Annotated in this window: 26 protein-coding genes and 1 riboswitch; of the genes, 7 read left to right on the top strand and 19 right to left on the bottom strand. The window is 46.6% G+C overall.

All coding sequences use genetic code 11. From position 1 onward, the window contains the following. Positions 1–3: 3 nt before the first annotated feature. From ACUUHJ_RS15390 to ACUUHJ_RS15355, 8 genes are all read right to left on the bottom strand, one after another. Complete coding sequence (locus tag ACUUHJ_RS15390; RefSeq protein WP_472299256.1) at positions 4–1,299, bottom strand: acetylornithine deacetylase; 1,296 nt, start codon at positions 1,297–1,299, stop codon at positions 4–6. After that, the gene (locus ACUUHJ_RS15385) at positions 1,292–2,065 is read right to left on the bottom strand and encodes a thiazole synthase (RefSeq protein ID WP_472299255.1); all 774 of its coding nucleotides are present in this window, start codon (positions 2,063–2,065) and stop codon (positions 1,292–1,294) included. Before ACUUHJ_RS15385 ends, ACUUHJ_RS15390 begins: the two co-directional genes overlap by 8 nt. Before the next feature lie 5 nt (positions 2,066–2,070). Beyond that, entirely contained in the window at positions 2,071–2,274 is a 204-nt protein-coding gene (gene thiS / locus ACUUHJ_RS15380) for a sulfur carrier protein ThiS (protein ID WP_472299254.1), read from the bottom strand. 198 nt (positions 2,275–2,472) lie between these two features. Continuing rightward, positions 2,473–2,583, bottom strand: a riboswitch (TPP riboswitch). Positions 2,584–2,624: 41 nt separating this feature from the next. After that, positions 2,625–3,008, bottom strand: coding sequence for a kinase-associated lipoprotein KapB (kapB, locus tag ACUUHJ_RS15375; RefSeq protein WP_173624605.1), 384 nt, complete (start codon positions 3,006–3,008; stop codon positions 2,625–2,627). A gap of 33 nt (positions 3,009–3,041) precedes the next feature. After that, positions 3,042–4,253: an alanyl-tRNA editing protein gene (locus ACUUHJ_RS15370; protein ID WP_472299253.1), complete on the bottom strand. Its 1,212-nt coding sequence runs from the start codon at positions 4,251–4,253 to the stop codon at positions 3,042–3,044. A gap of 81 nt (positions 4,254–4,334) precedes the next feature. Next, complete coding sequence (locus ACUUHJ_RS15365) at positions 4,335–4,562, bottom strand: hypothetical protein (protein ID WP_472299252.1); 228 nt, start codon at positions 4,560–4,562, stop codon at positions 4,335–4,337. A 96-nt stretch (positions 4,563–4,658) separates the two neighbouring features. Next, the gene (locus ACUUHJ_RS15360; RefSeq protein ID WP_472299251.1) at positions 4,659–5,942 is read right to left on the bottom strand and encodes a glycoside hydrolase family 18 protein; all 1,284 of its coding nucleotides are present in this window, start codon (positions 5,940–5,942) and stop codon (positions 4,659–4,661) included. Between the two features lie 64 nt (positions 5,943–6,006). Beyond that, positions 6,007–6,324, bottom strand: coding sequence for a thioredoxin family protein (locus ACUUHJ_RS15355; protein WP_472299250.1), 318 nt, complete (start codon positions 6,322–6,324; stop codon positions 6,007–6,009). A gap of 195 nt (positions 6,325–6,519) precedes the next feature. Here ACUUHJ_RS15355 and ACUUHJ_RS15350 point away from each other — a divergent pair, with 195 nt between their 5' ends. Then, a complete protein-coding gene (locus ACUUHJ_RS15350) occupies positions 6,520–7,818 on the top strand; it encodes a DUF6080 domain-containing protein (RefSeq protein ID WP_472299249.1) in 1,299 nt (432 codons plus the stop codon). A 90-nt stretch (positions 7,819–7,908) separates the two neighbouring features. Next, positions 7,909–8,544, top strand: a complete 636-nt coding sequence (locus ACUUHJ_RS15345) for a LysE family translocator (RefSeq protein WP_472301199.1) — start codon at positions 7,909–7,911, stop codon at positions 8,542–8,544. Between the two features lie 94 nt (positions 8,545–8,638). Here the strand turns inward: ACUUHJ_RS15345 and ACUUHJ_RS15340 are convergent, their stop codons facing one another. Together ACUUHJ_RS15340 and ACUUHJ_RS15335 are read right to left on the bottom strand one after the other, a co-directional pair. Further along, on the bottom strand, positions 8,639–9,529 hold the full coding sequence (locus ACUUHJ_RS15340) for an NAD(P)-dependent oxidoreductase (protein WP_289673062.1): 891 nt from the start codon (positions 9,527–9,529) through the stop codon (positions 8,639–8,641). A 26-nt stretch (positions 9,530–9,555) separates the two neighbouring features. Next, positions 9,556–11,031: an aldehyde dehydrogenase family protein gene (locus tag ACUUHJ_RS15335; protein WP_472299248.1), complete on the bottom strand. Its 1,476-nt coding sequence runs from the start codon at positions 11,029–11,031 to the stop codon at positions 9,556–9,558. A gap of 99 nt (positions 11,032–11,130) precedes the next feature. Between ACUUHJ_RS15335 and ACUUHJ_RS15330 the strand changes: the two genes are divergently transcribed. After that, entirely contained in the window at positions 11,131–13,266 is a 2,136-nt protein-coding gene (locus ACUUHJ_RS15330; RefSeq protein ID WP_472299247.1) for a helix-turn-helix domain-containing protein, read from the top strand. A 161-nt stretch (positions 13,267–13,427) separates the two neighbouring features. Here the strand turns inward: ACUUHJ_RS15330 and ACUUHJ_RS15325 are convergent, their stop codons facing one another. Then, complete coding sequence (locus ACUUHJ_RS15325; protein ID WP_472299246.1) at positions 13,428–14,201, bottom strand: alpha/beta hydrolase; 774 nt, start codon at positions 14,199–14,201, stop codon at positions 13,428–13,430. 220 nt (positions 14,202–14,421) lie between these two features. Further along, the gene (locus ACUUHJ_RS15320) at positions 14,422–15,426 is read right to left on the bottom strand and encodes a phosphotransferase enzyme family protein (RefSeq protein ID WP_472299245.1); all 1,005 of its coding nucleotides are present in this window, start codon (positions 15,424–15,426) and stop codon (positions 14,422–14,424) included. Between the two features lie 134 nt (positions 15,427–15,560). Here ACUUHJ_RS15320 and ACUUHJ_RS15315 point away from each other — a divergent pair, with 134 nt between their 5' ends. Further along, positions 15,561–16,298 (top strand): MerR family transcriptional regulator, encoded by a 738-nt coding sequence (locus ACUUHJ_RS15315; RefSeq protein WP_472299244.1) that lies wholly within the window; start codon positions 15,561–15,563, stop codon positions 16,296–16,298. An 82-nt stretch (positions 16,299–16,380) separates the two neighbouring features. On the opposite strand, the gene ACUUHJ_RS15310 is transcribed toward ACUUHJ_RS15315, so the two are convergent. Next, positions 16,381–17,400, bottom strand: coding sequence for a serine hydrolase domain-containing protein (locus ACUUHJ_RS15310; protein WP_472299243.1), 1,020 nt, complete (start codon positions 17,398–17,400; stop codon positions 16,381–16,383). A 27-nt stretch (positions 17,401–17,427) separates the two neighbouring features. Continuing rightward, the gene (locus tag ACUUHJ_RS15305) at positions 17,428–18,240 is read right to left on the bottom strand and encodes a MerR family transcriptional regulator (RefSeq protein WP_472299242.1); all 813 of its coding nucleotides are present in this window, start codon (positions 18,238–18,240) and stop codon (positions 17,428–17,430) included. 274 nt (positions 18,241–18,514) lie between these two features. On the opposite strand from ACUUHJ_RS15305, the gene ACUUHJ_RS15300 reads away from it, so the two are divergent. From ACUUHJ_RS15300 to ACUUHJ_RS15290, 3 genes are all read left to right on the top strand, one after another. Continuing rightward, the gene (locus ACUUHJ_RS15300; protein ID WP_289673079.1) at positions 18,515–19,069 is read left to right on the top strand and encodes a GNAT family N-acetyltransferase; all 555 of its coding nucleotides are present in this window, start codon (positions 18,515–18,517) and stop codon (positions 19,067–19,069) included. Then, positions 19,048–20,370, top strand: a complete 1,323-nt coding sequence (locus ACUUHJ_RS15295; protein WP_472301198.1) for an MFS transporter — start codon at positions 19,048–19,050, stop codon at positions 20,368–20,370. The genes ACUUHJ_RS15300 and ACUUHJ_RS15295 overlap by 22 nt, the downstream gene beginning before the upstream one ends. A 106-nt stretch (positions 20,371–20,476) precedes the next feature. Then, positions 20,477–20,842 carry a winged helix-turn-helix transcriptional regulator gene (locus ACUUHJ_RS15290; RefSeq protein ID WP_289673083.1) on the top strand — a complete coding sequence of 122 codons (366 nt, stop codon included), beginning with the start codon at positions 20,477–20,479 and terminating at the stop codon, positions 20,840–20,842. A gap of 67 nt (positions 20,843–20,909) precedes the next feature. Here the strand turns inward: ACUUHJ_RS15290 and ACUUHJ_RS15285 are convergent, their stop codons facing one another. From ACUUHJ_RS15285 to ACUUHJ_RS15265, 5 genes are all read right to left on the bottom strand, one after another. Then, positions 20,910–21,473: an NAD(P)H-dependent oxidoreductase gene (locus ACUUHJ_RS15285; RefSeq protein ID WP_472299241.1), complete on the bottom strand. Its 564-nt coding sequence runs from the start codon at positions 21,471–21,473 to the stop codon at positions 20,910–20,912. A 179-nt stretch (positions 21,474–21,652) separates the two neighbouring features. After that, positions 21,653–22,129: a GNAT family N-acetyltransferase gene (locus ACUUHJ_RS15280; RefSeq protein WP_289673087.1), complete on the bottom strand. Its 477-nt coding sequence runs from the start codon at positions 22,127–22,129 to the stop codon at positions 21,653–21,655. 24 nt (positions 22,130–22,153) lie between these two features. Then, positions 22,154–23,662: a fatty acid--CoA ligase family protein gene (locus ACUUHJ_RS15275; RefSeq protein ID WP_472299240.1), complete on the bottom strand. Its 1,509-nt coding sequence runs from the start codon at positions 23,660–23,662 to the stop codon at positions 22,154–22,156. Positions 23,663–23,725: 63 nt separating this feature from the next. Further along, complete coding sequence (locus ACUUHJ_RS15270; RefSeq protein WP_472299239.1) at positions 23,726–24,985, bottom strand: MFS transporter; 1,260 nt, start codon at positions 24,983–24,985, stop codon at positions 23,726–23,728. A 46-nt stretch (positions 24,986–25,031) separates the two neighbouring features. Next, positions 25,032–26,333 (bottom strand): CapA family protein, encoded by a 1,302-nt coding sequence (locus tag ACUUHJ_RS15265; RefSeq protein ID WP_472299238.1) that lies wholly within the window; start codon positions 26,331–26,333, stop codon positions 25,032–25,034. Positions 26,334–26,355 lie beyond the last annotated feature (22 nt).

Here is a 26,355-nt window from a genome sequence, read left to right as displayed (position 1 = left end):
TACTCACTCCTTCGCTTCCTTTGGGGTATTGCACCAGGTGGCAATAAATCGGGCCATGATCTGGGCAAAATGAACAAGCTGGTCAGGATCAATTGATTCATCGACGGCATGAGCATGCGTGAGCTCACCAGGCCCGAATAGAACAGCTGGAATGCCTGCATGCGCAAACCAGCCTGCATCGGTCACTGTAGGCGACATGTTAACGATAGGTGTTTGATGCATGTGACTTTCATATGCGGATTGCAGCGTTACCAACCCCGGATGCTTCGTATCCAACTCCAGTGAAGGGAAAATTTCACCGCGCTCCTCAATCATCGAACGTCCACCCCAGCGGAATGTTGGAGGATTGTCTCTTAGCCAAAGATCTGCGGCAGCCGCACGCCCGACGTGATCCTCGATCTCTCGAATAATCTCTTCGTAGGATTCGTTCGGATAAAAATGAACGGTAATCCATAGGGCGCAACGGTCTGCGATGAACGCAGCGTGCCGGCCTCCCTCAATGACTGCAGGATTGATCGTATTGCTGCCTGGCGGGAAGCCGGGATAGGACTTCATGACAGCCCAGTCCCGCTCCAGCTCCTGTAATGCGGTGATCACCTTCGTCATTTTTTCAATAGCAGAAGCTCCCCGGACGCGTCCGCCTGCATGAATCGTCTGTGCACGCATTCCGTCATGCAGTGTCGTCGGACTTTCAATCGTGATCCAACCTGTAATGACCCCGCCCTGCCCTTGCATTTGCAGATTGCTCGTGTCCACTACAACGGCGTAGTCAGCCTGATAGCCACGCTCGATAGCGACCAATGTCCCCGCTTCACCCGCTTCTTCTCCGATGACGGATTGGAAAAGCAGATCACCCTGGAGCTCCACTCCGTGTTCGCGCAGCATTTGGATCGCAAACAAGCTCGCTGCGAGTCCGCCTTTCATATCCGCAACTCCACGGCCGTACAAGCGCCCATCCTTGCCGTGTGTCAAAGCAAAAGGTGGATAGGTCCACCCGGTGTCATCACCGACTTCAGCCACGTCGATATGCCCGTTGACAATCAAGCTGTTTGCGTAGGTCGAGGCACTCCCTGATAACCGACCGACAATATTGTCGTCTCCTGGATATACCGTCCAGCGATCTACCTCGAATCCCATCGCTTGCAGCCTGTCGGCGATTGCTCCTTGTGCGGCATCACTGTTTCGCGCGGGAGGACTCACAGTCGGATGAGAAACAAGCTCTGCCAATAAAGCGAACAGCTCTTCTTTGCGGCTGGCGATCGATTCTACCGCTTCTGTCAGTCGATCCACGCTACTCAATCATCCCTTCGACCGGGCTGCTCGCGGACGCGTACCGCTTTTTCGCGATACGGCCTGCCAAGAAGCCTTTGCGACCTGCTTCCACGCCGAGCTTCATCGCTTCTGCCATCAGGACAGGATTGTCAGCGAGAGCGACTGCTGTATTCAACAAGACACCATCAGCACCCAGCTCCATCGCTTTCGCGCAGTCTGCCGGCGAGCCAATTCCTGCATCTACGATAATCGGTACTTTGGCATCCTCAATGATAAAGCGGAGGTTGTTTTCGTTGACAATCCCTTGTCCGGAACCAATTGGTGACGCTCCTGGCATAACCGCATGTACGCCTACCTCTTGCAGTCGTCTGGCAAGAATCGGGTCGTCATTGGTGTAGGTCAGCACGATAAAGCCTTCTTCCACCAAGATTTTCGAAGCCTCGAGCGTGCCAATCGGGTCAGGGAGAAGTGTTTTCGGGTCTCCAATAACCTCGACCTTGATCATGTCACACAGCCCAGATGCTTTAGCCAAACGGGCAATGCGCACTGCTTCTTCTGCTGTATAGGCACCTGCTGTATTTGGTAGCAGGGTGAATTTTTTCAAATCCAGTTGTTCCAAAAAGTTCGGTTCTTGCGGATTTTCCAAATTTAAGCGACGAATCGCAAAGGTCAAAACTTCTGCTTCCGACACCTCTACCGCTTTCCCTTGTGTATCCAAGTCAGCGAATTTACCAGTACCCAGAAGCAAGCGGGAGCGAAACTCGTACGGTCCAATTTTCAATGTATCCATCATGATGATCATCCTCCTCCAACAAAATGAACGATTTCTATGCGATCTCCGTCTGCAATCGGTGTTTGCTCGTACGCTGAGCGATCAATAATTTCACCATTTCGCTCAACGACGACAATCTTCTCTTGCAGGGAATAAGAAGCGAGCAAAACCCGCACTGTCGTGATCCCTTCCGCCAACTCTACTTTTTTCCCATTCAGCTGAACAATCATTGATTACCTCCTTCTACTGGAAAAAAAAGGCTTCTCCCGCCTGCCTGAGTCGATTCAGACAAACAGAAGAAGCCGTATACCCATCCCATCTCACCGGACGAATGGCATAAAAAAACCATCCGCCTCGGATGGTTGAGTGTCATCTTATCATACATGCGCACAAACAAACATAGTTCCGCTCGGATGCGACACGTGATACTGATTCCAAATACCTCTTCCTCCGCTGGCATGACCCAGGTCAGGTTCAACGGTCAGTAACACACTCGTCACAATCTCAGCCAACGTTGCTTGGCCCCCGTTTGGTAGTAAAGCTATGCAATTGTCGTTCATTCGAGTACTACAGTACCACTCTATTTCGTGTTTGTAAAGGCTTCCTTATGCATCTTTTCCAGCTCAACGAGACAACGTTCTGCCCAAGCTGCCATTTTCGAAAGCTTTTCCATTTCTCTCTCCATCGCTTGTCGGACAGATTCCTTGTAGTCGGGAATCGCTCCGTTATAGCGAATGAGCCCTTGGACAGGCGTCATGAATTTTTCCATGTACGACAGTGCTGGACGCTGGTGAAACAGCGGCACATCTACTTCGTAGGAAGAATGCAAATCGCCTTGCGTCGGGTATTTGGTAACTGCCAGCACCTTTACCAGCAACTTCGAATCGTGGATTTCCAATACTTCTGCAATATATTCACCCGTTCGCTGCGCAACGCGAACGATATCTCCCGGATTCCAGTTCATCGCGGTCTCCTCCTTTTCTTGAATCGAATGCATTTACAACAGTGAGGCTTCCAGCAGTTTGCGTGCATGCAGCAATACTTCTTCCGCATCCACTACTGCCTGACCGCCACCCTGTGCCATGGCAGGATTTCCCCCACCTTTTCCATTAATGAGCGGCAAGGTTTCTTTCAACACTTGATTGATGGCTACGTTGACTTCTTGCCCACGACCAAACACGATTTGCATTTTGTCTTCGGTAGTAGCAGCCAAGAGACAAATCGCATCTGGCGCCAGAGCAGTAGCCAGCTGTGCGAACTGCTGAAGCTGTTGAATGGTTTTGTCTGTGAAGGTACACATAATGAGGCGCGACTGACCGAGTTGGCTAGCAGCAGCTAGTTGTTGATTGACTTCTACTTCCAAGAGCTGCTTATCCACTTCTGCCAATTTTGCCTTTAAGGTGTCGCGTTCTGCAAGGAGGCGTTCCGTCTGTGCGATCAGTTCGCCTTCATTGGTAGCAAGCAGCTTCGCCGTATCGCGAACAACAGCTTGCTTTTGGTTGTAGTCCCGCAAAGCTCGCCAGCCACAGATGAATTCCAGACGAATGTTTCCGCGATGTCGCTCCCAGCCCAAGATCTTGATCATCCCGACTTCGCTCGTACGCGCTGGATGTGTTCCTCCACATGGGTTGTAATCAAAATCAGGTATCATCACGACGCGAATATTTTCGGTAACGGTCGGCTGTTTTTTCAAGGGCAGCGTTGCCAATTCTTCGTCATCAACAAACCGTGCAAGGATGGGGTGGTTTTCCAAAACAATCTGATTCGCGCGCTTTTCTACCTTTTCCCATACCTCTGTTGTCAACTCATCCAGTCGTACATCAATGGTGACGCGCTCTTTTCCCAAGTGAAAGGCAATGGTCTCCGCTTGCACAACTTCCAGGAAGGACGCAGATAAAATGTGTTGGCCAGCATGCTGCTGCATATGATCGAAGCGGCGGTCCCAATCGATGTGCCCCGTTACTTCCCCTATGCTTTCGGACAAAGGAGCCTGCAGTCGATGACGAATTTCACCGTCGACCTCTTCCACATCGACCACACGAATCTCTTCCAATACGCCCAGGTCGGAAGGCTGCCCGCCTCCAGTAGGGTAAAAAGCCGTTTGATTCAGTACCACGTAAGGTGTCCCATCTTGCTCGACACCAGTCTTCGTCACCTGGGCCGAGAACGTTCTTGTATAGGCATCCTGATAATAGAGTCTGTCGTCCATCGTTACTCCTCGCTGCATGGAACCATGGTTCCTGCCTGATTCTCCCACTCGGGGGCACAACAAAAAACGTATGTATAAAGCTTAGCCGAACAAGAGATCCATTTGTTTTTCGCGCTCTTGGCGCTCCTCTGGGCTTGCCAGGTCATACTTTTTCAATAGATGGAACAGCTCGTTTAGACGCTCTTGGCTGAGTTCGCCATTCAACTGATTTTCGAATTGACTCACACGCAACTCCGACAGATGCGGAGCTTGTTCTGCCAGTTTTTTGAGTACATCCTCATGGCTGTGATCCAATTTACATTCTCCCATGATTTCTCCCCTTTTCCTTCCTGTCATCTTCATCATACCATGATTTTTCATTCAAAAAAAAGGCGTACAACCCGCGATGGAATGTACGCCAGATGACTATGCACGCTTACGGACGCGAAAGTTCTCATCGATCAACAACCAATTTTGCGGAAATGGCAAACCGAGTTTCCAGTAGCTGACGCCTCTCAAACCGAGCTGTTTAACCAGATTGAACTTCGCTTGAATCGACCGCGCATCCTCAAACCATACCCGATGTTGCTTGCCTTGATCATCGGTGTACGTAAAAAATGGAGCCTGCGCGCGATAATCATATCGAATGACAGCATTATGTCGCGCAGCCAGAGCAATTGCCGCTTGCGGACTCAGCGCTTTCGCTGTCGTTCCTCGCTCGTACGGTAAGGTCCAGTCGTATCCGTACAGATTTTGGCCCATCAAAATTTTATCAGCTGGTATTTCGGTAATGGCGTATTGCAAGACACGCCGCACCGGTCCAATCGGAGAAACTGCCATAGGAGGACCACCACTATAGCCCCATTCATACGTCATAATCACGACAAAATCGGCAAGCGCTCCTATCGCCTTGTAATCATGGGCGGAATACCATTTACCTGCTTGCACGGCACTCGTCTTCGGGGCGAGCGCAACAGACATCATCAACCCCGCCGCATGTATACGTCCCCTTGCTTTTCGCAAGAAATTCGCGTACGCTTCTGCACCTGTTGTAGGCAAGGCTTCCAGATCAAAATGGATATCCCCCATTCCCAGCTCATGGGCGGTCGCGAGAATATTATCCAGCAATTTGTTCTGGAGTTCTTGATCGTTCAAGATGAGTGCGCCCAATTCCGTACTGAACTGACCTTTTTCCAAATTCGTCACGACCATCATCAGGAGGACTTGGTTTTCTTTTGCGATCGCTGGAAAATTGCTCAGATTTGGTCGTTGGAGGGTTCCATCCCGTTTGATGCGAAAGCTGAACGGTGCCAAATACGTAAGATGAGGGGCAGCCCTGCGAACATCCGCTTCCATCGCGGGTGGGACAGTGCGACGCGGTTCCACATACGCATTGAAATCAGCCGCTCGTCTAGGGCGAGGCGGGATATATAGCTTTTGCCCAACTTGTAGCGGTTTATAGGGAGTAATCCCATTGACCCGAGCAAGCTCTGCTGCACTGATATGGTTACGCTGGCCGATGGTATACAACGTATCTCCTTGTTTAACCCAATAGTAGCTTCCTACAATCGGGATCACCATCGCCTGTCCGATTGCCAGTTTATTGGGATCTGGTAATTCATTCGCCTTATCGATCGCTTCCGGCGTTGTGCCGTACGTCTCGGCGATGCTTGCTAAGGTTTGTCCTTCTTCCACCACGTGGATTTGCATACGCCTCCTCCTTCGCATTTCTTCTCTCTTTGTCATATTCATGGCGAAGGGAATAGGTGTATGTCTAGGCCAAAGGTTTCAATACATCGTATAAAAATCCAACGGACTGGATGGCATAATGCCGTGCTACCAATTCGTTTCGTTGAAAAATAAGCAAGGCGGGTACGCTGGTCACTTGCCATTGTTCTGCCAATGCAGGCGCCGTATTAATGTTAATCTGATACAGAGGAACGGTAGGCAATGCTTCTTGCATGATGCCGAGCATACGTGCTGCGAGCTTGCAGGTCCCGCACATTGGTGTATAGACAAAAAGAGCGACCGACTCCTTTTCTTGCAGGTATTGGATCAGTTCTATGGAGGATAGTTCTTGCAAGTGGTTCACTCCTTTCAATCTCATCGGACATGTTCATTCATGCTAGACCCACTGATTGTAGCTGTCAACAGCGTGATGCACAGGCTTCGTAAAAAATTGATAGCCCATTGAATGTAAAATTTTGGTGCAGAATTCATTATTTTTGTATAATATAGCTAAAATTCGTTACGTTAATCTCAAAAATACGTTGAATGGTGGATTGGTATGCGTTTTTTCAGCTATTTGTTTCATGATCGAAGAGATAATGTCAGTGCGTTCCTTCTATTTGCCTGTTTTTTCGTGTTTTATTTGTCGATGAATGTGCCTTTTCTCACTTATATGAATCAAAACATCGCTGTTCTTGCCCCGATCAGCCCTTTTAACGGCGTTCCATTTACGCTTAATCTGTTTAATTTTGACCCGACACTGTACTATCGCTCTAACAACCCGACGGTGATCCATCCGTTTATCAATTTGATTTCTTTTCCTTTGGCTTATTTATCGGAATTTTTCAAGGAAAACTTCTTCTTCGCGGTGGTTCAATCGATCATGAACGCGCTCGGCGTTGTAATGGTTTACTACTACCTGCGGAAGGGATGGAATAGCTTCTATACCTCATTGCTTTTTGCCGTATTTTTCGGGACGGCCTCTTATCAAATTTTCACGGCAATGATTCCCGATTCCTATCCGTACGCGCAGTTCGTCATTCTATTATCGGTACTTTACACGCAGTACAGTCGTACGGAAAAGAAATTGGCTGTTTGGCCCAACGCTTCATTCGCCCTTGTCAACTTCGGTGTCAGCTCGACGAACATCATTCCATTTATGAGCGTTTTGGCCGTCAATCTGTTTCACAAAGAAAAGAATGGCGTTTTTATGAAGCTGGTGCGGATTGCGTTGGTATTTCTCCTGTTGATCATTAGCTTTACGATTTTGCAGCATGTCATGTTCGGTCAATCCTGGTTTTCTACTTGGTACAAAGCGATTCATACCGGAGGGTTCATCTACACGGCTCAGTTCTCGTTTTGCGAGCATTGGAAAGCTCTGTATATGCTCGTTATCAGTCCTGTACTGACCCCAGACATTGCGCTCATCGATCCAAAACCGGGGATGGTCGCATTCGCTACGAACCTTACGCTGCCGTATCCATGGTATGTGCATGTCATCGGCTTGACGCTGATCACTCTGGCTATACTCGGTTTCATCAAAGGGATTCGTACACAAGAAGCCTGGTCACTCGCCGCCTATATCGGGTTTGCTTTCGTGCTGCATATTGTAATAGGGTTTGGACTCGCCACGTTTACATACGATTTGTACTTGTATGCCGGACATTACTTCTTCGCCTTTTTCCTGCTCGCCGCGCGGTTCATCATGCATCTGCGCCATGTGAATGTAAAAAAGACATTACTCGGTCTTATCCTATTGTTCGTCATTGTGACGTTGGGCAACAATGTCGTGAAGCACGATGAAGCTTTGCATGTGATTGAACGGTCTTATGCACAAATGAATAAAGCGAGTAAGTAAATGAGAAGCTGCTTCATGAAAAAATGTTATCAAAAATTGAACGTGAGATATATAATCGTTTCTAACTTTGGGGAACCACGAAAAGAGGTCATGCAAATTGGTGAGTTTTGGTACCTTATTGCCTTTCTATTTGTTTCGCTCGGCATGGTTTGTTCTCCTGGCCCTAACATGATTTACCTCATTTCCCGGACGATTTCACAAGGTCGCAGAGCTGGGGTCATCTCACTTCTTGGTGTCATACTTGGATTCGTGATTTACATGATCGCCACTATGCTTGGTCTCTCTGCTCTTTTCATAACGGTTCCGTTCGTTTACGAATCAGTCAAGTGGGTCGGAGCTGTGTACCTGCTCTGGCTCGCTTGGAATGCGGTCAAACCGGGTGCGACTTCCATTCTCAAGCCTGATACTCTTTCTATTGAACCACCGAAAAAGTTATTTCTAATGGGATTGATGACAAATCTACTAAACCCCAAAATTGCTATTTTGTATGTGTCACTCTTGCCACAGTTTGTAGATCCTGCGCGGGGATCGGTGCTCCTGCAAAGTGCTACTTTAGGTCTCACACAAATTGTGGTCAGCTTTACGATTAACCTGCTTATTGTTCTTGTAGCAAGCAGAGTTGCTGTGTGGTTTGGTACACGTCCCACATGGCTACGGGTGCAGCGTTGGCTCATGGCAAGTGTCTTGACAGGTCTTGCTGCAAGTCTTGCTTTTGATCGCAGATAGTGATCCATACTTCAGTCAATAAGAGCCTTCATAAAAAAGTAGACTACAAGCAATAGTTGCCGTAGTCTACTTTCTCTTTCGTCAAACTCAACACTTAACGCGCAATCGTTGTATGAGCCAGCTCTTCGGTCACGGTACAGACCGCACTCGAATCCCAGCTACCTTTGCCTTGTGCTTTGGCTGCCTCATACATTTGTGCAACTGTGCCCCCAACGAGAACAGGCACTTGCTGTTCACGTGCAGTTTGCGCATAGAGCTGCAAATCTTTGTGCATATGATCTAAGGAGAAGACTGTATTTTCATACGTACCGTACAAGATGTTCGGCCCAAAAACGGAGAGCACACGATTGTGGGCAGAGCCTTTATCCATGACGGCTGCCAGCTTGTGTGGATCAACGCCAGCTTTTGCTCCGACACTGAACGCCTCGCCCAACGCTGCTGTAATGACTGCAACGACAGAGTTGTGACAAAGCTTCGCCACTTGTGCAGCGCCGGATTCCCCCAAGTAAAAAATTTCCTTTCCAATCGCTCTGAGATAGTCCATGATTTCTGGAAGCCTTGTCTCATCACCGCCGACCATAATGGTCAACGTTCCGGCCGCAGAACCCGCGGGTCCCCCACTCACCGGACAATCATAATAGTAGATCCCTTTTTCTACGCCTTGCTGATTCAGACGTTTTGCTGTTGCAGGATCGATCGTACTGGTATCAAATACGAAACTGCCAGCCCCTAATGATAAGAAAAGTCCGTCCGCACCCAGCATGACTTCCTCAACAATCGCAGGACCTGGAAGCGAAGTGAAAACGACACGTGCTACGCTACCCACTGCCAGTGGAGACTCGACGACCGTCGCTCCTTTTTCCTTTGCCCAGGCTTTTGCTGCCGGACTTGGATCGTAGGCATACACGTGGTAGCCTTTTTGCAACAGATTGCAAACCATCCCTTTTCCCATTGCACCAATGCCGATCACACCAATCGCTTCCATCTTCGCTCCTCCTGCTTTCCCTATACTTATGGCCGAATATAAACCGTTTTTGTCTCGACGTAAAAATCGAGCGCTGACTCCCCTTGCTCTCTCGGACCCAATCCAGATATCTTTTTACCGCCAAACGGAAACTGTGATTCAAAATGTGTCGACGGCATATTGACATGCGTGACACCTGACTGAATCCCTTTGACAAACTGGAAAGCTTTTTGCAAATCGTTCGTAAAAATCGTGGAGGACAAGCCAAATTCCACCTGGTTAGCCACTTGCATAGCATGTTCGAAAGAATCCACATCGATCACGGCGATCACAGGTCCAAAAATTTCTTCGTTGGCAATCGTCATCTCCTGTGTGATGCCGGTAAACACCGTCGGCGCGACGAAATAGCCTTGGGCGAGATCACCATCTACCAGGCGCTTCCCTCCGCATTCCAGTACGCCGCCTTCTTCAATGCCCTTTTGTATATAATGAAGATACAAATTGAGCTGATGCTCGTCCACTACTGGACCATTATGATTGTCTGGATCGAAACCATTCCCGATTTTCAAGCCCTTCGCCCGCTCGATCAGTTTTGCTTTTACTTCTTCGGCTACTTCGGGAACAACCAATACGCGACTGGTCCCCGTACAACGTTGGCCATTATCGAAGAATCCGCTCAGTACAATGGAATCGATAGCGAGGTCAATATCGGCGTCTGCTAGGATGATCGCCGGATTTTTCCCGCCCATCTCCGCCTGAATCTTCCCTCCTCTAGCTCCAACTGCTCTCCCCAAGGCAAGTCCCACTTCAGATGAACCCGTAAATGAAATGCCTTTGACCAGTGGATGATTCGCTAATTCATCCCCGATTACTGCACCTGGTCCTGTTACCAAATTCACAACGCCGCTTGGAACGCCACTTTCAATCAGGAGCTCTACCAGCTTTACGCTAATCAAGGAGGTGTTGCTTGCTGGCTTGAACACCACTGTATTGCCTGCGAGAATGGCTGGAACGATCTTCCACAAGCCAATCCCCAGCGGAAAATTCCATGGCGCAATAATCGCGAAAACCCCGATTGGCTCTCGCACCGTGTAACCAATTACCCGTTCATCAAAGGAAGGCACCGTTTGACCCGTCAATCGAGTGGCTTCCCCGGTCAACTGCTTCATGGAAGTGATAGTCTTGGCAACCTCACCTCTCGCTTCCCGCAATGTTTTCCCGACTTCACGAATGATCGTTTCTGCGAGCTCTTCTTTGTGTTTTTCCAATAAGTGAATGAGGGAGAACAAGAATTCTCCACGTGTGGGAGCCGATTTTTGTGACCATTCACCAAAAGCATCGGCAGCAGCTTCAATGGCAGTACGCGCATCTAGCCCGTCCGATTTTTGAAAATAACCGAGAACCTCATTCGTATTGGCAGGGTTCGTGCTAGGGAAAACCTGTCCAGTCTGGCTAGTCACCCAAGCTCCGGCGATGTAGTTATTGTAAGTTGCTGTCAAATCGTCTCCCACCTTCCGCTTCATATAGGAGTATTGTATCTAGCGAAAATTATGAATACAATGTATATACAGATACTTATTTCCAAAAACGAATGTGTATTTCTCTACATGGAGGACACGTGGATGAATTCTTTTTCGCTCCTGCTTGAAAAGCTGCATGAATGGTTTGGTGATCAGCCTTCTTCCATCTGGTTCCAATTTTCGCGTGATCGACATTTTCGGCTTGTTTTCTCCTCCTTTCACGAAAACGCTACCAGGAATATTCCCCCTATGACTGTACCTCACTGTGGTAGCGATGCGAACGATAAGCGTTATACCTATGAGTCCCTTCCCTCCCAACAAATGTACCGTTTTTTCTACGAAAACGAAGGACAAGCTGTTATCTGCCTTGCACATAAAGCAAACCAACCGGTCATCCTAACCACTGACCAATGGGACCTATTGTGGTTCGGCATTCGTCTGTTGTTGGCAGAAGAAAAAATGACTGCCAAAGCGGAGGAAAGCAAGAAGCTTTTTGAAGGGATTCGTTCGATATCTGCTACTCTCGACGTTGACCAAATCATCCGTGGCATCATCGGTAATGCATTGGCTGTTATCCCGGCTGCAGACGCAGGCCTCCTGCACTTATATGATCCCACTATCGACCGATTGCTTCCGAAAGCGACCGTCGGTTTTCATGATACGGTGTTCAAGGATCTCAAAATGCGGGTGGGAGAATCCATCGCGGGCAAAGTGTTCGAAGACGGACTCCCACGCATGTACGGAACCAGCCAAGAAACAGCCCATGCGATGAAGGATATCTCTGCTGACAACTTTCACTCCCTGAACCACGCAAAAGCATTGCATGACTTAAATGGGTTGTTATGTGTTCCGATATCACGTGGAGAAAAACGGATTGGTGTACTTGTCCTGCATCAGTTTCATCAAGAAAATGTGTTTACCGAGTACGACCTCGACCTCCTCCAAGGCTTCGCAGACCAAACTTCCATCGCCCTGCAAAATGCCGAGCTCTATGCGGAAGTCAAACAAGCGTATGAGCATATGGCTGCCATTAGCGCCCAACTGCAAGCCAAGCACGACGATTTGATACAACGCAACCATATCCATGAATCCATCAAGCAGTTGTCCTTGCAAAATAAAGGCGCGGAAACAATCATAAAAACCCTCAGCAAAATGACAGGCCATTCCATCTATTTTGCCGATTGGCTTGAGCAAAAAATGTATCCTGAAAAGAGTTTTTTATTTTTTAGCTGGGATGAACTGTATACATTGCTGAACAAGAGAAGACAGCCCGTTTCCGTCAACCTGTTCTCACCCGCTTCTGGTGACGATCAACGATTCTGTCTGTATCCACTAATCAATGGAAGCATCTTTCTCGGATGTCTCATGCTTCCCTTAGACCAACGCGGGCTATCTGATCTCACACGTATGACGGTCGAACAAGGGAGCGCTGTGCTCATACTTGATTTGGTGAAAAAGCAAGCGATCAGCTCTGTGCTGTACAAGCGTGCACACGATCTTTTTCAAGAATTGATCGCAAGCAAAGGCAATGAACTGTTTGACCGCGCCCGTTCGATGGGGTTACAGCCACAAGCAAAATACTACGTGATCTATGCCCATCTGACGCAGTGCCACGACCTGGCATTGCTAGAAGCAAACATTCACCGGCTCATTACCCGTTGCAAATGGGCGTTCAACAAAACACAAATGTTTGTTTACGGATTCCACAACCATGTCACCCTCCTCATCCGGACTCTCGGCTCCCAAGATGGAAAGGACATCCGGGAGAGGCTGCAACAGGCGTACGATGAGTGGGAACTTGGCAAGGAAGCATCGTTATCCATTGGCGTGGGAAGTATGGCAAGCGGGATTGAGCAAATCAGCAAAAGCTACGAAGAAGCCAAGAAAGCCGCTCTCTACCTGACCAACCGCAGCCGTTCTGGAGTGGTTCACTATAAAGACCTAGGTGTCAATCGCCTCATGCTGAACCAGAGTCAAGCCGATATTGATGCATTCATTCATGATGTCTTTGCCCCCCTCTGGCAAGACCCGGAAAAATATGAGGAATGGGAACAGACGATCATCACGTATATGAAATGCAGTCAATCCCCTCAACTGACCGCCAAAGAAATGCACATTCACGTCAATACGCTGTATCAGCGTTTGCGCAAAGTCGAGGAGCTTCTTCATATCGATTTGCGAAATCCGGAAGACTTGCTAAAATTACAGCTCGCTTGTCATTTGCGCCAGGAAGGATAAATCGAAAAAGGCAGGAGTAGCTTCGGACGGGAAACTGAGCTACCACTGCCTTTTTTCTTTACAAACGATTTTTTCGTGTGTTCGATGTGTTGTTTACTATAATTTTATTATGTAAACGATCTCTTTATGGCTTTTCTATTTGATGAGAATAGCACTTCAAATTATTTCAAAACTTTCTTTAATGCTTTTTGTAACGCTTCATTGAAAAAATACCAGTCATGATTGCCAGACCATTCTTCATACTCAATGGTAAAGTTAAGATTCTGCATTTCATTGTAGAATCTTACGTTGATATCACGCATAAAATCTTCAGTTCCACATGCCATATATATTTCAGGTCTGACTGTCTGATCTTTGATCTTGTTAGCTAATTCCAATATCTCATGCTCATCACTCCACTCCAAGTTACCTCCTAAAATCCCTTGAAAATCCTTGAGCATCTGTTCTCCATAAACCATTCTAAATTTTTCAATCTCTCCATGCTCATCTAAATCCTCCTTCAAAAATAAGCATGGGGATGAAAATGCACAACAATAACCATATTGCTCTGGTTTTGACAATGCACATTTCAAAGCTCCATATCCTCCCATTGAATCACCAATAATGATCGTATCCTCTCTTTCAGAAGATATGTTAAAGACACTTTTGCATATGATTGGCAATTCTTCGGAAATATAACTAAAATATTTAAATCCAAACTTCATATCCGAACAAAAACTCCTCGAAATTTCCGGCATGACAAATATTGCATGATAGTCATTTGCATAAACAGGCAACATCGTATAATTTGCCCAATCACCATTACCTCCGCAAAGACCGTGAAGTAGATATACCACTTGATAATTTTGCTCCATATTAAATTTGTTTGGAATAATAACCGTTATTCCGGTTTCAATTTCTAGCATACTAGAAAAAACACTACCCCTTAATATCATTTCTTTGCCTCCGTTTATTTTTCTGGATTATGATTTTTCTTACATTACTTTAAAAAAATCTTATCCAAAAATTTACTCCCAGGCATTTTATCTGTCAACATATTCTTGTTGTTATTCGTGTTTTATTCCATTAATTTTAAATTTTTCCAATTAAATTTTATAATACCGACACATAAAACTAAGTCATCAACCAGCATTTCAAATGGTGGTTTGATTCCAGCTACTTCTCTGCCTTTGAAGGAAAAAGAAATGGCTTACCGTTCAAGTAGTTTTTGACCATAGATATTGCATAGGGCTGTTCTTTTTTTAGTCCCTCGGTTTCCCTGGGGTCAGAAGCATGATGACTATAATTTTCAATCATGACCATCACCGCGAAGCTCTCTAGTTTGGGGAGCCAGTCCCCTTCTAGTTTCCGCAAACTCTCGTAGCCTTTCATAACTAGCTCTCTTTGTGCGGGAAATAAACCTAAAATGGTCTGGGCGATATCATAAAGATAGTAACCAAACCCACATCTTCCAAAATCAATCGGACGGGGATCTCCGTTGTGAAAAACGATGTTTCCTTGATGCAAATCGCCGTGAATGATTCCATAGTGGCTGCTATTCTTGTCCAATTTGGCAAGACAAGTGAGTATTTTATCCGCCGCCAATTGATATAGCTCGAATTCTTCATCCGTCAGAAACCGATGGTAATGCTCTGTCAAACGAGTCATAGATTGCTTGAAATTATCCTCTCCCCATATCGGACGTGCAAATTCAGGGGGCAATTGGAAATCTTGAGATCCTGTATGAAGCTTTGCTAACAAGACACCCTCTTTGTATACTTGTTCTTCGGTAATTTTTTCGTCTACATGCTCCCCTTCGACCCATCGCATGACGGATACGAAGGCACAGTCACCATTTGCTAGCTCGATGCTCACTGTCTTGGAACCATTGCGGCACTCTATTCCCGTTGGAATCGGTACGTCCATTTTTTCATGCAAATAGCTGAGCCAAGCAAGCTCGGAATCTATTTCGTTTCTGTTCTTGTTAGCGTGAATGCGGAGTAAATAATCCCCATCCTTCTCAGTTTCTATGACAAATGTGCAAGTGTCGGACAGTTGGTTGAATCGAATGTGCTCCTCATTCAAGCCGTATTCTTGCAGCGCCTTTTGTGCGAATTGCTGCGACTGGGCCACTACCTTCTCCATGTCATCTTCCGAATTCAACTGAAATAGCTTCGTCATGCGAATCCCCCCACCCAATAAATGGATCATACGCTTACATTCGGTTGTTTTCGGCCGTACTCCTCTTTTCATTTTTTTCGCTTGACTCCAACCTAAGGTCAGACTGCAAACTCATCTTCAGGAGGTGAATCGCCATGTTGTATACCGTTAACGATGTAGCCAAAATGTCAGGTACCACAATCAAGACACTGTATCACTATCAAAAAATTGGTTTGCTGATGCCAGAAATCGTTACAGAAAATGGGTACCGCTATTACGGTGAGAATGAGCTCAAGCGGTTACAACAAATCTTGTTTTATCGTGAGCTAGATTTTTCATTGGACAGCATTAAAGCTGCACTTGATCACGAACCTGACAGACTTCGATGCTTATGTGAGCAGCAAGCGATGTTAAAGGCACGCCAGCTACGATTGGAGCGCATCTTGAATACGCTCGAAGAAACGATTCGACACGAAAGGAAGCGAGGAAATATGTCCACAGAAAACATGTTCGATGGATTGAACGAAGAAGAATGGAAGCAAGCATTCACTCAACAAAATGAGCATTTGCAGAAAGCATATGATTTTCAATTGGATACAGAGAATCTGGACGTGGCTTCCTTGAATGAAAAAGCTGCCGAAGCGAAGGCTTTCATGACGTTTATGGCCGTTGCGCTGAAAAACAACAAAAGTGTCGACGATGAAACAGTGGTTTCTGCGATCAAAAACCATCTTGCTTTTTTACAAAAAGACCAACCAATTGATGCGCGAGCATTTGCCGAGCAGTCAAGATTTTTCCTTTCAGATGAGTTCCACCGCGCAATGTTGGAAGAGCAGCAAACGGGTTTAAGCTACTACCTTTGCATGGCTGCCGAAAATTACGCTTCTAAGTAAAGTGTAGTTAAACGACCGTTTAACAAATAAACCGGGTGAGCTGCGACTCCCCGGTTCATTGCTTCCATTCCTATCTGCTGCCTTAGATTACCGCCTCGATAATATGCTCCTTGATCAGTGTCCATCGATCACGAGAATTCGGCATGAATTCTGATGCAATGGCTACGACGAGGTTTTTTTCTGGGATGCAACAGATAACATTTCCTCCATCGCCCAGTGCAGCATAAGAAAAAACACCGTCCTCTTCACGCAACCACCATAGATACCCGTAGTGATTGAGATTCATCGCGGTTGATTCATCTATCCAGTCTACTGGAATGATCTGTTGATTACCCCAACAGCCACGATTCAGATAGAGCAAGCCAATACGTGCCATGTCACATGGAGTTAACGTGAGCCCCCACCCTCCTGTGGAGTTGTTGTCAGGATCTTTTACCCACCCTCTCACATCTTTCCCGAATAAATCTTCAAACCCAAACGCTTTCATATCATAATCAGGGATTTCTTCTATGCCGATGGGTTTAAACAAGTGTTCGTTGGCAAATTCCCGGGCACTTTTTCCTGTGCTGCGTGTGAGAATGGCTGAAAGCAGATGCGCTCCAGCAGTCGAATACTTAAACGCGCCAATCTTTCCCTTTTGCCCGAGCATATCCAGGGAATATGTTACCCAATCGGACTGCATACACATCTTGTCCAGTGGTTCGTGCCAGTCCTCAAAAGGATAGGGGGCTGTCATCGTGAGGAGATGGCGTATGGTAATTACTTGTTTTTGCGTTTCCGTATGATCGGGTGCATAGTCTGGGAAAAAATCCAGCACCTTTTGGTCGACATTTTTGATAAACCTTTTCTCTATGGCAATACCAATGAGAGCGGATAGAATACTTTTCGTTACAGACGCTACATGGTGCCTATCTTTCGGTCCATAGCCATGATAGTAGCGTTCATATACGAGATAACCATTTCTCACAACAACGATTCCGTTTATGTTGCTGTACGAGGCTTTTATGATAAGGTCTAGCTCTGCTAGTTTTTCAGCGTCTATGTTCAACAGAGCCGGGTCTCCTGCTTGCCATTCTGTTGTAGGCCAATCGCTTCTTCGCACAATAATTCCCTCCTATACAAGAGAATGTCAATTTTTTCTGACTGGAAAATACACTTCCGTAACAACACTGGCATGATCGGGTTCGGTTACATAGACTTCGTAGGGTGATCTCACCAATTCATAGCCTTCCTTTTCTACCCATTCCCTCAGCCTGGCATATACCGATGTCAATTCGGAGTAAGGCCCCTTACATACAGATTTTGCACAAAGTCCCCCTGGCAAATCTCTTGTTCCCATTACAGCCTCCGCGACCGGGAGCGCAAACTCTGTATCGTTTCCAGCGGGATTGTATTCAGGGCTGTGATAAATCGTCATTGGCGTACCGAGCAAGTTGAGCTTTTCAGTCGCGACCCTTTCATACAGCTTACTAAAATGCTTTCCATATCCTTTTGCATAATCATCACTCGTCAGCATCTCGCGTAACGAGAGAATATGGATTGGCTGGGTCTCCACAAGCTGTACTTCTATGTTGTCAAGGTATGCCATCATGGGGATTCCCTGCTCCATTTTCAAAAGATCATGGTTCAGTTGTTTGATGGTGTAGTCCAAAGCGTTTCGTTTTTCATACATTTCCCTTTGCTTGCGAAGAAGCACGGTAACAAGCTTCTCTTCCGATTGATCTTCTTCCCTTTCCAGAATGGCTTTGATTTCGTCCAGCGAAAAATGGTACGATTTCAAACGATTGATGAAGAGCATCTTCTTCAGTTGCTTGATGGAATAATACCGATAGCCATTTTCAGGATGAATCTCGTCCGGGGTCAATAGTCCGATTTCAGCATAATAGCGAAGCGTTTTCGTTGTCACTCCGCATATCTTTGAAAACTCTCCGATTGATAGCACAGGCTCACCTCCATTCTTCAATCGATATCGATACCCTACTTATACCCCTTCCCCTAAGGGCAAAGTCAACTGCATCATGTGAGATGAATATGATCATTCGCGCATGAAAAGCGGTAGCACCTACTAGGCAATCATTGTACAATTATTGAGAGAATCTTACATACAAAATAATACGAGGAGGTTCTGCAAATGGCGGAGCAATATGTATTCCGTTAAGTCCGCGGTCCCCCTTTCTATCCCTATTCTCACCTTATAAATACAGAGGAGGACGAATATGGATATTTTCATTAGAGAACTGCGGGCTGACGACGATGAGTGTGGTGCAAACATTGATGGGAGCTTTATCGTAGACTCTACCCTTGTCTTGCAACTAATCGGACAGCAAATCGGATATACAGTGAAGGAGAGACCCCTTAGAACGAAAAGCTACGATGATGAACAGCTTGAAGAAGATACGATTGAGGATTATTCGAACTATATCGGCAATCCCCATCAAATCATTTATATAGCGCTCGTAAACAATCAAGTTGTGGGCCAAATTGTTTTGAAAAGAAATTGGAACAAATTTGCCTATGTGGAAGATATCAAAGTTGATAAGCAATATCGAGGATACGGTCTCGGTAAAAAACTAATCGAACAAGCTAAACGCTGGGCGAAGGATGGCGGTATGACGGGAATCATGCTCGAGACACAAAGTAATAATGTCCGTGCATGTAAATTTTACGAAAGTTGTGGTTTTGTCATCGGAGGTTTCGATTCCTTCGTCTACAGGGGGCTTGACAAAGATAGTGATGAGGTAGCAATTTACTGGTATCTCATGCTCGATTAAAGAAGGCCATTCCGTGGCAGATTCCGGATTTCGAAGTCGATAAATACAGAGAAGAGCTATACAGCATTCATCTGCATATCGAACAGCTAATTGCTTTCCGTGCCCTTCAAGGAATTGGTTCAGGGGCTCTCTTTCCGATCACTTTCACAATCCTATTTACGCTATCCTCTGATCCGAAATATACGGCACGAATCTCTGGCGTGTTTGCCGGAATCTTTGGGCTCTCTTCTATCGCCGGACCTCAAATCGGGACCTTGCTCTCTGATTACTTGGAGTGGCGTTGGTGCTTTTATGTCAATGTTCCGATCGGTTTGTTGTCTCTCTTAACGCTTCTGTTTTCCTTGAAAGAATCTCGTTCTCAATCAAAGCCAAAGATTGACTATTTGGGTACCGTTACATTAATCGTCTCCTGTATAGCTGTCATGCTGGCGCTTGAATGGGGAGGAAAAGCATATGAGTGGTCATCGTGGCAAATCATCTCACTGTTTGCCCTGGCCGTAATCGTAGGGATTGCTTTTATTCTGGTAGAACGTCATGCACAGGAACCGATCCTCCCTTTCCAGATTTTCAAAAACCGTATGGTGGTCGCAACTTGTATCGCCTGTCTTTCTCAAGGTGCCATCATGTTTGCTGCCATCACTTATTTGCCTATTTTCGCTGTGGCCGTGCTCGGGTATCCGAACTCCAATAGCGTTTTGACTCCGTTGATGCTCTCTTTGACGGGAGGTGCCGTGGTATTCGGAATGTTGCAAACAAAGTTTTCCTTCCGATCTCTCATGGCGTTCTCTATGCTCGCTAGTGTAGTAAGTTCTATTTTGCTCATGTACGTTTCAACGGGCATTTCCTTCTTTTTCTTAACACTCTTGATGATTCTGTTCGGATTTGCTGCAATCGGGCCATTAATGAGTGTTGCACAAAACGCGATCGTGCATTCGGTCGATAAACCATATATCGGTATTTCTTCCTCGATCGTTGGGTTTTGTCGAAACATGGGAGGTGTACTCGGTGCATCGATCACGGCTGCTGTTGTGAACCAAAACTATGCAAGTATCGTATCCACCGGGGCGTCATTACATGGCATTTCCTTGGAGAAAGCAGCTGATCTGCTTAATCCTGAAGTTCTCATGCGTGAGCCATTAAAAATCGAGCCGAGTGTTCATTCTTTTCTGAGTGACTCTCTAGGTACTGCCATCAATCATGGTTATATCGTGGGATTGATTTTCGCCGTTATTGGTTTCTTTTCCGTACTATACGCAGGCCCTGGCAAGCTTGAGCTCCATCAAAAGAGTGTCGAATCATAAAAGTCCACGGGTTTCTTACTCGGTATCACTTTCCAAAGATGGCAGTATGATGTATGGTAAAGTATATGCATTTACAAACCATACTTCCCAAAGGAGAGTGTGATTCGTGCGTGAAACCTGTGTTCCGACTGGTGTGGAGCTGAAAGACACTGGTTTTGGTTATACATTGTCTTTAATCGGCGGTAAATATAAAATGATCATTTTGTATTGGCTCGCTGAAAAGAAGGTGATGCGGCATAATGAGCTAAAGCGAAGTATCGGTACCATTTCTTTTAAAACACTGAGCTTGATGTTAAAAGAGCTGGAAGCAGATGATTTGATCATCCGCAAGGAATTTCCCCAAGTCCCTCCCAAAGTGGAATATTCCTTAACAGAACGTGGTCTTTCTCTCATCCCTTTATTAAATATGATGTGCGACTGGGGAGAGAAAAACAGCTTGCCCCCTCAGGAGGAAGTAAAGAAGCAGGCATAACGATCGTTTCTAACAGGAAAAGAAGTATCTCCCAACCACGGAAATACTTCTTTTTTCTTTGGGCTTCTTACAGGTTATCGATGAATTTCACATAATCTTGCGCGCTCTTATCCAATACGCTACCAGTCGGATCAAGTTCTTGACCAGGTACATTTTCCCCTGACTCAGTCTCCGTACCATAATACGCAAAGAAAGAACGATAATCCGCGTGGCAGTAGCGGAAGGTTGTTTCAAAAGGGGTCAATATTTGCTCAAGCGTATACCGATACCTTCCCTCTCCCTGATAATCCTCCTTCCTAATTCCCGCAGATACGGCTAATGCAGCTTTGCGATTCTTTAATTTATCGCCTCCTTTTGAACCGTACGCCCACCCATATGCAAAAACATCATCCAGCCATTTTTTCAGGAGAGGCGGACAATTAAACCAGTAAACCGGGAACTGTAATACTAGATTCCCATGCGTTTCAACCAATTGTTGTTCTTTTTGCACATCAATGTTTCCATCTGGGTAAACCTTATGCAATTCGTGTACGGTATACTTTTCTGGATATTTTTTGAGTTCTTCTACCCATCGCTTATTGATGACGGATGTTTCAATGCTTGGATGTGTGACGATTACTAGCGTTTTCAAAGTAGGGTCCTCCTTGAAGGTTTGTTTTTTTATGAGTATAAAATGCTTGCTGCAAATTTGTAAGTACGCACATTTTGTTCAGTTACTTACATAAAGGTGAGTGTAAAGAACAGAAAAAAGCCTCCCCGCGACCTAATGATTCTAGGTTAGTATCGTTGGGAGACCATTTTGCAAATGTGTTATTTGAGCTGTTTCTCCATGTACAGCGTGCCTTCAATTGGATTGAAACGGTAGGGCTCAATTGGATAGAATCCCAACGAGCGGTAAAGCTGAATCGCTTGTTCCATCGTAGGAAGCGTATCTAATCTGATGAATGAATAGCCTCGTACTTTCGCTTCGTCCATGATCGCCAAGGCTAATTTTTTCCCTACTCCTCTCCCCTTCCATTCGGGCTTCACGTACAATCTCTTCATTTCGCAAACTTGTTCATCTATTTTTCGTAAGGCAACACATCCTGCGGGCTGTTCGTTATCTAGTGCCAACAAAATACAGCCATCTGGTGGTGCGTATTCGCCGGGTATATTTTGCAATTCGATTGCAATGTTTTGAAAGCTCAAATCAACTCCTAATGAGTCTACATATTCCAAAAAAAGTTCACGTGCTAGTTCGTATTCATCATCCTCCGTTGCATGAATCAAATGCAGCAATCCAAACACCTCCACATCCCGTCGTGCGATCGTTTACGTGGTGCGTAACGAACGACGCAAGATTTTCCCTGTAGTGTTTTTGGGAAGCTCCGCTACGAATTCCACCTGACGAGGAACTTTGTATTTCGCCAGCTTGTCACGACAAAACGCCATGATATCCTCTTGAGAAACCGCTATTTCCTTCAATGCCACAAATGCCTTGACTGCCTCGCCATGCACCTCGTCAGGAATTCCGATCACAGCCGCCTCGATAATCGCGGGATGCTGGTATAACACTTCTTCTACCTCACGCGGGTACACGTTATAGCCGTCAACGAGAATCATGTCTTTTTTGCGGTCAACGATGTACACATATCCTTCTTCATCCATACGCGCCATGTCTCCCGTATACAGCCAACCATCTCGAAGCGCTGCGGCTGTATCATCTGGCAAACCGAGGTACCCTATCATGACGTTGGGCCCTTGCACTACCAGCTCACCCACTTCTCCACGTGCGACTTCGTTTCCTTCGGGATCGACGACCTTGTTTTTCACAAGCGGGATATCGATTCCAACCGATCCTGGCTTTCTGGTCCCATGCAATGGATTGAATGTGGTAGCCGGGGCTGCCTCGGACAAACCGTAGCCTTCCAGCACCTTGGCATCGTATTTTGCTTCAAACTTGTGCAGGAGCTCGACGGGCATGGATGCACCTCCCGAGCAGTATATCCGGATTGATGAGAAATCTTCTTTTGTCGCAGTCGGCACCTGTAACAGATAGTTGTACATGGTCGGAACACCTGCAAAGCATGTGGCTTTTTGCTCACGAATCGTTTGGAGGACGTCTACCGGATGAAATTTTGGCACGATAATAATGGCTGCACCCGTTTGAATCGGGCCATTCATGCACACCGTCATGCAGAAGACGTGAAACATCGGGAGTACCGCGACCATGCGATCTTCTGGCACCAACTCGAACAATATCCCCATCGCATCCGCATTCGAAGCCATATTTCGGTGGGAGAGCATCGCTCCTTTTGGCTGACCAGTCGTACCTGATGTGTACAGAATAACAGCGAGGTCATCTTCGTTTCGTTCCGGCTCCGCGTAGCCTACCTCTGACTCTTGCCCTTCCTTTACAAGCTGATCGATCGTTATTTCATTTTCAATAGATTCCGAGTAGATAAGAAGCTGCAAATCTTCTATTTCGTCCTTCATCGGGGTTAGTACCGGCTGCAACGCCGATAAGGCAATGGCTGCCTTTGCTTTGCTGTTCGAAAGAATGAAGCTAATTTCGCGAGCCGTATAGATGGGGTTCATGGGAACAACGACTGCTCCTACGCGGAGTATCGAATAGTAAGCGATTACAAAATGCGGCCGATTATCCATGAGCAGGGCGACAGCATCCCCTTTTCCAATCCCGTTCTGGGCAAGTCCTGCTGCGAGATGTTCGACCTGCTGATTGAATTGTGCATACGTCGTCGTTTCTCCCATAAAGACAAAGGCTGGACGATCCGCAAACTGTTTCGCGCTCTGCATGAGGCTTTCATTCAAATGATACATCGCACACCTTCCCCCTTTTCAGAAAATTTTAACACCTGGTGTCAAGCCTATAAAGCATTACTTTTAGGAAACATGGGAGATTGGCGGTGCTGATTGACTGACTTGTTCATTACGTTTCACAAAGAGCAGGAAAAGCACGCCGCAAATGATAAAGAGCAACCCGTTGACGATCATGGCGTTGCCAAAACCAGTGCCAATATCTCCAGCAGACTGAACGATAGAACCTGTTACTAGCGGCGAGATGATCCCTGCCAACGTAACCAGGCTGGACAACACGCCTACCAAAAGTCCCGTGCGTTCTGGCAACAAGCTGCTGACAATGACTGAGGCAGCTGTTCCAACAGAAAAAGCAAACCCTTTTCCGAGGCACAGAAAGATCAAAACAAGTACCGTAGATTGAAAAAGAGTAACACTGTAAAAGCACAGTCCCCCTAAAATAATCGAAACACCTCCAACCAGAAGGTATGATTTGCGATAGCTGCGATGCTTTTTAAAGAAACGATCACCGATGGAAGAAATCATTATGGTCATCAGTCCAGCTAAAAGTCCCGTGCCAGCAATCGCATAGGCCATTTCCTGATTCGTAAACTGGAAGACCTTGACGAGATAGACAGGCTCCCATACGGATGCGAAGGTCGTCCCCCATATTTGAGCAAAATAGATTAAAAAACAGAATAGAAACGTGGATGAGAGCAAGACACCGGATATATCCGACCATTTCGCTTTTGGCAAGGTAGGAGCTGCGCCTTTTGCAGGAGCGACAATGACATGTGGTTTTTCTTTTCCAATCCACAACCAGACCAGGAGCCATATCAGACTGAGTGCGCCCATAAACGCCCAGGAAAATCGCCATCCATAGCTATCGATCAGCGCGACAATCATCGGTGCGGAAGCAACCGCACCGACAAAAGCACCAAAGTTCACGGTGGAATAAACCAATCCACGCTTTTCTTCGGGAAACCATTTGTTCAGATGGCTGACAACCGTTGCCCAAAATGGCCCTTCGCCTATTCCAAGCAACACCCGCGCTACGACAAGCATCGGCAAACCCGCGATCGCATAAGCGCCGAATTGGATGACAGTCCAGGACAGTGCCATGATCGCCAGCATTTTTTTCGTCCCGATGCGATCCGATAATGCCGCGCCTACGATCCCGGCAAAGGAGAAAAACCAGAAGAAGCTGCTTCCAACAAGTCCCCATTCTTTCTCGTTCAATGAAAATTCAGTCATGATCGGCACGGCAGAATATCCCGCAATCGTTTTATCCGCATAATTGATCATGTATAGCAAAAACAACATAATCATGGTGATTCTGGCCATCATGTGAATCACTCCATTTGTGTAGGAAATAGACTGCCGCTGTTTCCCGCTATTTTGAAAGTCGCACGCGCCCAATTCCATCCGTGATCTCAATGACTGTGCCATATGGCTCACTCAAAGATTTGAGCCCCTCTAAGATTGAGATATCCTCGCTTAATTTCGGCCACCCCATACGATGTACAGGCAGATCAAAACCTAATTCAATCGGATGCAGCTCCAGTTCGAGCAGTTCACCATCTTGCATTTTCCACAGGGGAATAACCGACTCCCACACCTCTTTGTGCACACAGAGTCCGCGTGTGTAGTTGGCACTCATCTCTTCCAACGCATCTGCCACATTATGATTATGATCTAAACCATAGTGCTCGTAGAAATCAGCTGGCTGACTCGTAACGGCTTCTGTCTGAAAAATAAAATCCCCCAAGCTGTAAAAGATCGGCCGATTGTTGTAGATTTCAATGCCTCGCAATAAATGGGGGCCATGTCCCACCACGGCATGTGCGCCCGCATCGATGCAAGCTTTTGCGAATACCGGCAAGAAATCAGCTGCAACTTCTTTCGCATTCCCCTTCATCTCATGCGCGTGAATACTCACGATGACGTAATCAGAGCGCCTCTTTGCCTGCTCAATCGTTTTGACGATTCTGTTCAGATCACGCGGATGCGGCTGAGTAGTCGTCCCCTCTTCGTCGCTTACCATGAAACGCGCATTTCCGAAGAGAAAGATCTCCTTGCCCGGATCGTTCATGAAGCCTTCCTCGATGAGAATCTTGTTGAAGGCGTTAATGTCCGTCGACTCCGCAATGGCTTGCAAATCAGCGAGCTTTTCTTCCGTAATGTGGTGTGTCATGACATATCGCATCGGATTGATCCCTGGCCTGCCGATACTATCCGAACGCTGATCTCCGGCCGCCCACCATGGATGAAAAGTCGACGTTGCAGCGATGAAAGCTACCCTGGCTCCTTCGCATTCGAGATACCGCGGCGCCCCCGCTTCGGCGAGATTTTTTCCTGCTCCAGCATGGACGAAGCCATACTCATTGAGATATCGTTCTGTTGCTTCTAGTCCCCCATACAAATAATCGAGCGTATGATTATTCGCCCACCCAATCATGTTAAAGCCATAATCTTTCATGACTTGCAAAACGGAAGGTGGTGACATTGCCCACGTGCCCCCGCTTTGTGCGCTGGGATAGCCCTCGTTATCGTGTACGGTCGTCTCCAGATTCGCAATGCGTACGTCCGCACGGTGCAGCAAGCTGGCTACCTCTTCAAAAGCTTGGTCCCTGTATGGAAGATTGCGTGTAATGAAGCTGTCGCCAGTCGCGGTAAACCAGATCGGCTTGGTCATTGGCAGGATTCCCCTTTCCCTT

This window comes from Brevibacillus schisleri (assembly GCF_055685845.1).
Note: the sequence above shows the minus strand (reverse complement) of the source record. Positions and strands in the feature narration are given on the sequence as shown.

Coding starts and splice junctions, on each gene's coding strand:
- ACUUHJ_RS15385 (WP_472299255.1), bottom strand. CDS start 2,065: ATGATGGATACATTGAAAATTGGACCGTACGAGTTTCGCTCCCGCTTG.
- thiS (WP_472299254.1), bottom strand. CDS start 2,274: ATGATTGTTCAGCTGAATGGGAAAAAAGTAGAGTTGGCGGAAGGGATC.
- kapB (WP_173624605.1), bottom strand. CDS start 3,008: ATGAACTGGAATCCGGGAGATATCGTTCGCGTTGCGCAGCGAACGGGT.
- ACUUHJ_RS15370 (WP_472299253.1), bottom strand. CDS start 4,253: ATGGACGACAGACTCTATTATCAGGATGCCTATACAAGAACGTTCTCG.
- ACUUHJ_RS15365 (WP_472299252.1), bottom strand. CDS start 4,562: ATGGGAGAATGTAAATTGGATCACAGCCATGAGGATGTACTCAAAAAA.
- ACUUHJ_RS15360 (WP_472299251.1), bottom strand. CDS start 5,942: ATGCAAATCCACGTGGTGGAAGAAGGACAAACCTTAGCAAGCATCGCC.
- ACUUHJ_RS15350 (WP_472299249.1), top strand. CDS start 6,520: ATGCGTTTTTTCAGCTATTTGTTTCATGATCGAAGAGATAATGTCAGT.
- ACUUHJ_RS15345 (WP_472301199.1), top strand. CDS start 7,909: ATGCAAATTGGTGAGTTTTGGTACCTTATTGCCTTTCTATTTGTTTCG.
- ACUUHJ_RS15340 (WP_289673062.1), bottom strand. CDS start 9,529: ATGGAAGCGATTGGTGTGATCGGCATTGGTGCAATGGGAAAAGGGATG.
- ACUUHJ_RS15335 (WP_472299248.1), bottom strand. CDS start 11,031: ATGAAGCGGAAGGTGGGAGACGATTTGACAGCAACTTACAATAACTAC.
- ACUUHJ_RS15330 (WP_472299247.1), top strand. CDS start 11,131: ATGAATTCTTTTTCGCTCCTGCTTGAAAAGCTGCATGAATGGTTTGGT.
- ACUUHJ_RS15325 (WP_472299246.1), bottom strand. CDS start 14,201: ATGATATTAAGGGGTAGTGTTTTTTCTAGTATGCTAGAAATTGAAACC.
- ACUUHJ_RS15320 (WP_472299245.1), bottom strand. CDS start 15,426: ATGACGAAGCTATTTCAGTTGAATTCGGAAGATGACATGGAGAAGGTA.
- ACUUHJ_RS15315 (WP_472299244.1), top strand. CDS start 15,561: ATGTTGTATACCGTTAACGATGTAGCCAAAATGTCAGGTACCACAATC.
- ACUUHJ_RS15300 (WP_289673079.1), top strand. CDS start 18,515: ATGGATATTTTCATTAGAGAACTGCGGGCTGACGACGATGAGTGTGGT.
- ACUUHJ_RS15275 (WP_472299240.1), bottom strand. CDS start 23,662: ATGTATCATTTGAATGAAAGCCTCATGCAGAGCGCGAAACAGTTTGCG.
- ACUUHJ_RS15270 (WP_472299239.1), bottom strand. CDS start 24,985: ATGATGGCCAGAATCACCATGATTATGTTGTTTTTGCTATACATGATC.
- ACUUHJ_RS15265 (WP_472299238.1), bottom strand. CDS start 26,333: ATGACCAAGCCGATCTGGTTTACCGCGACTGGCGACAGCTTCATTACA.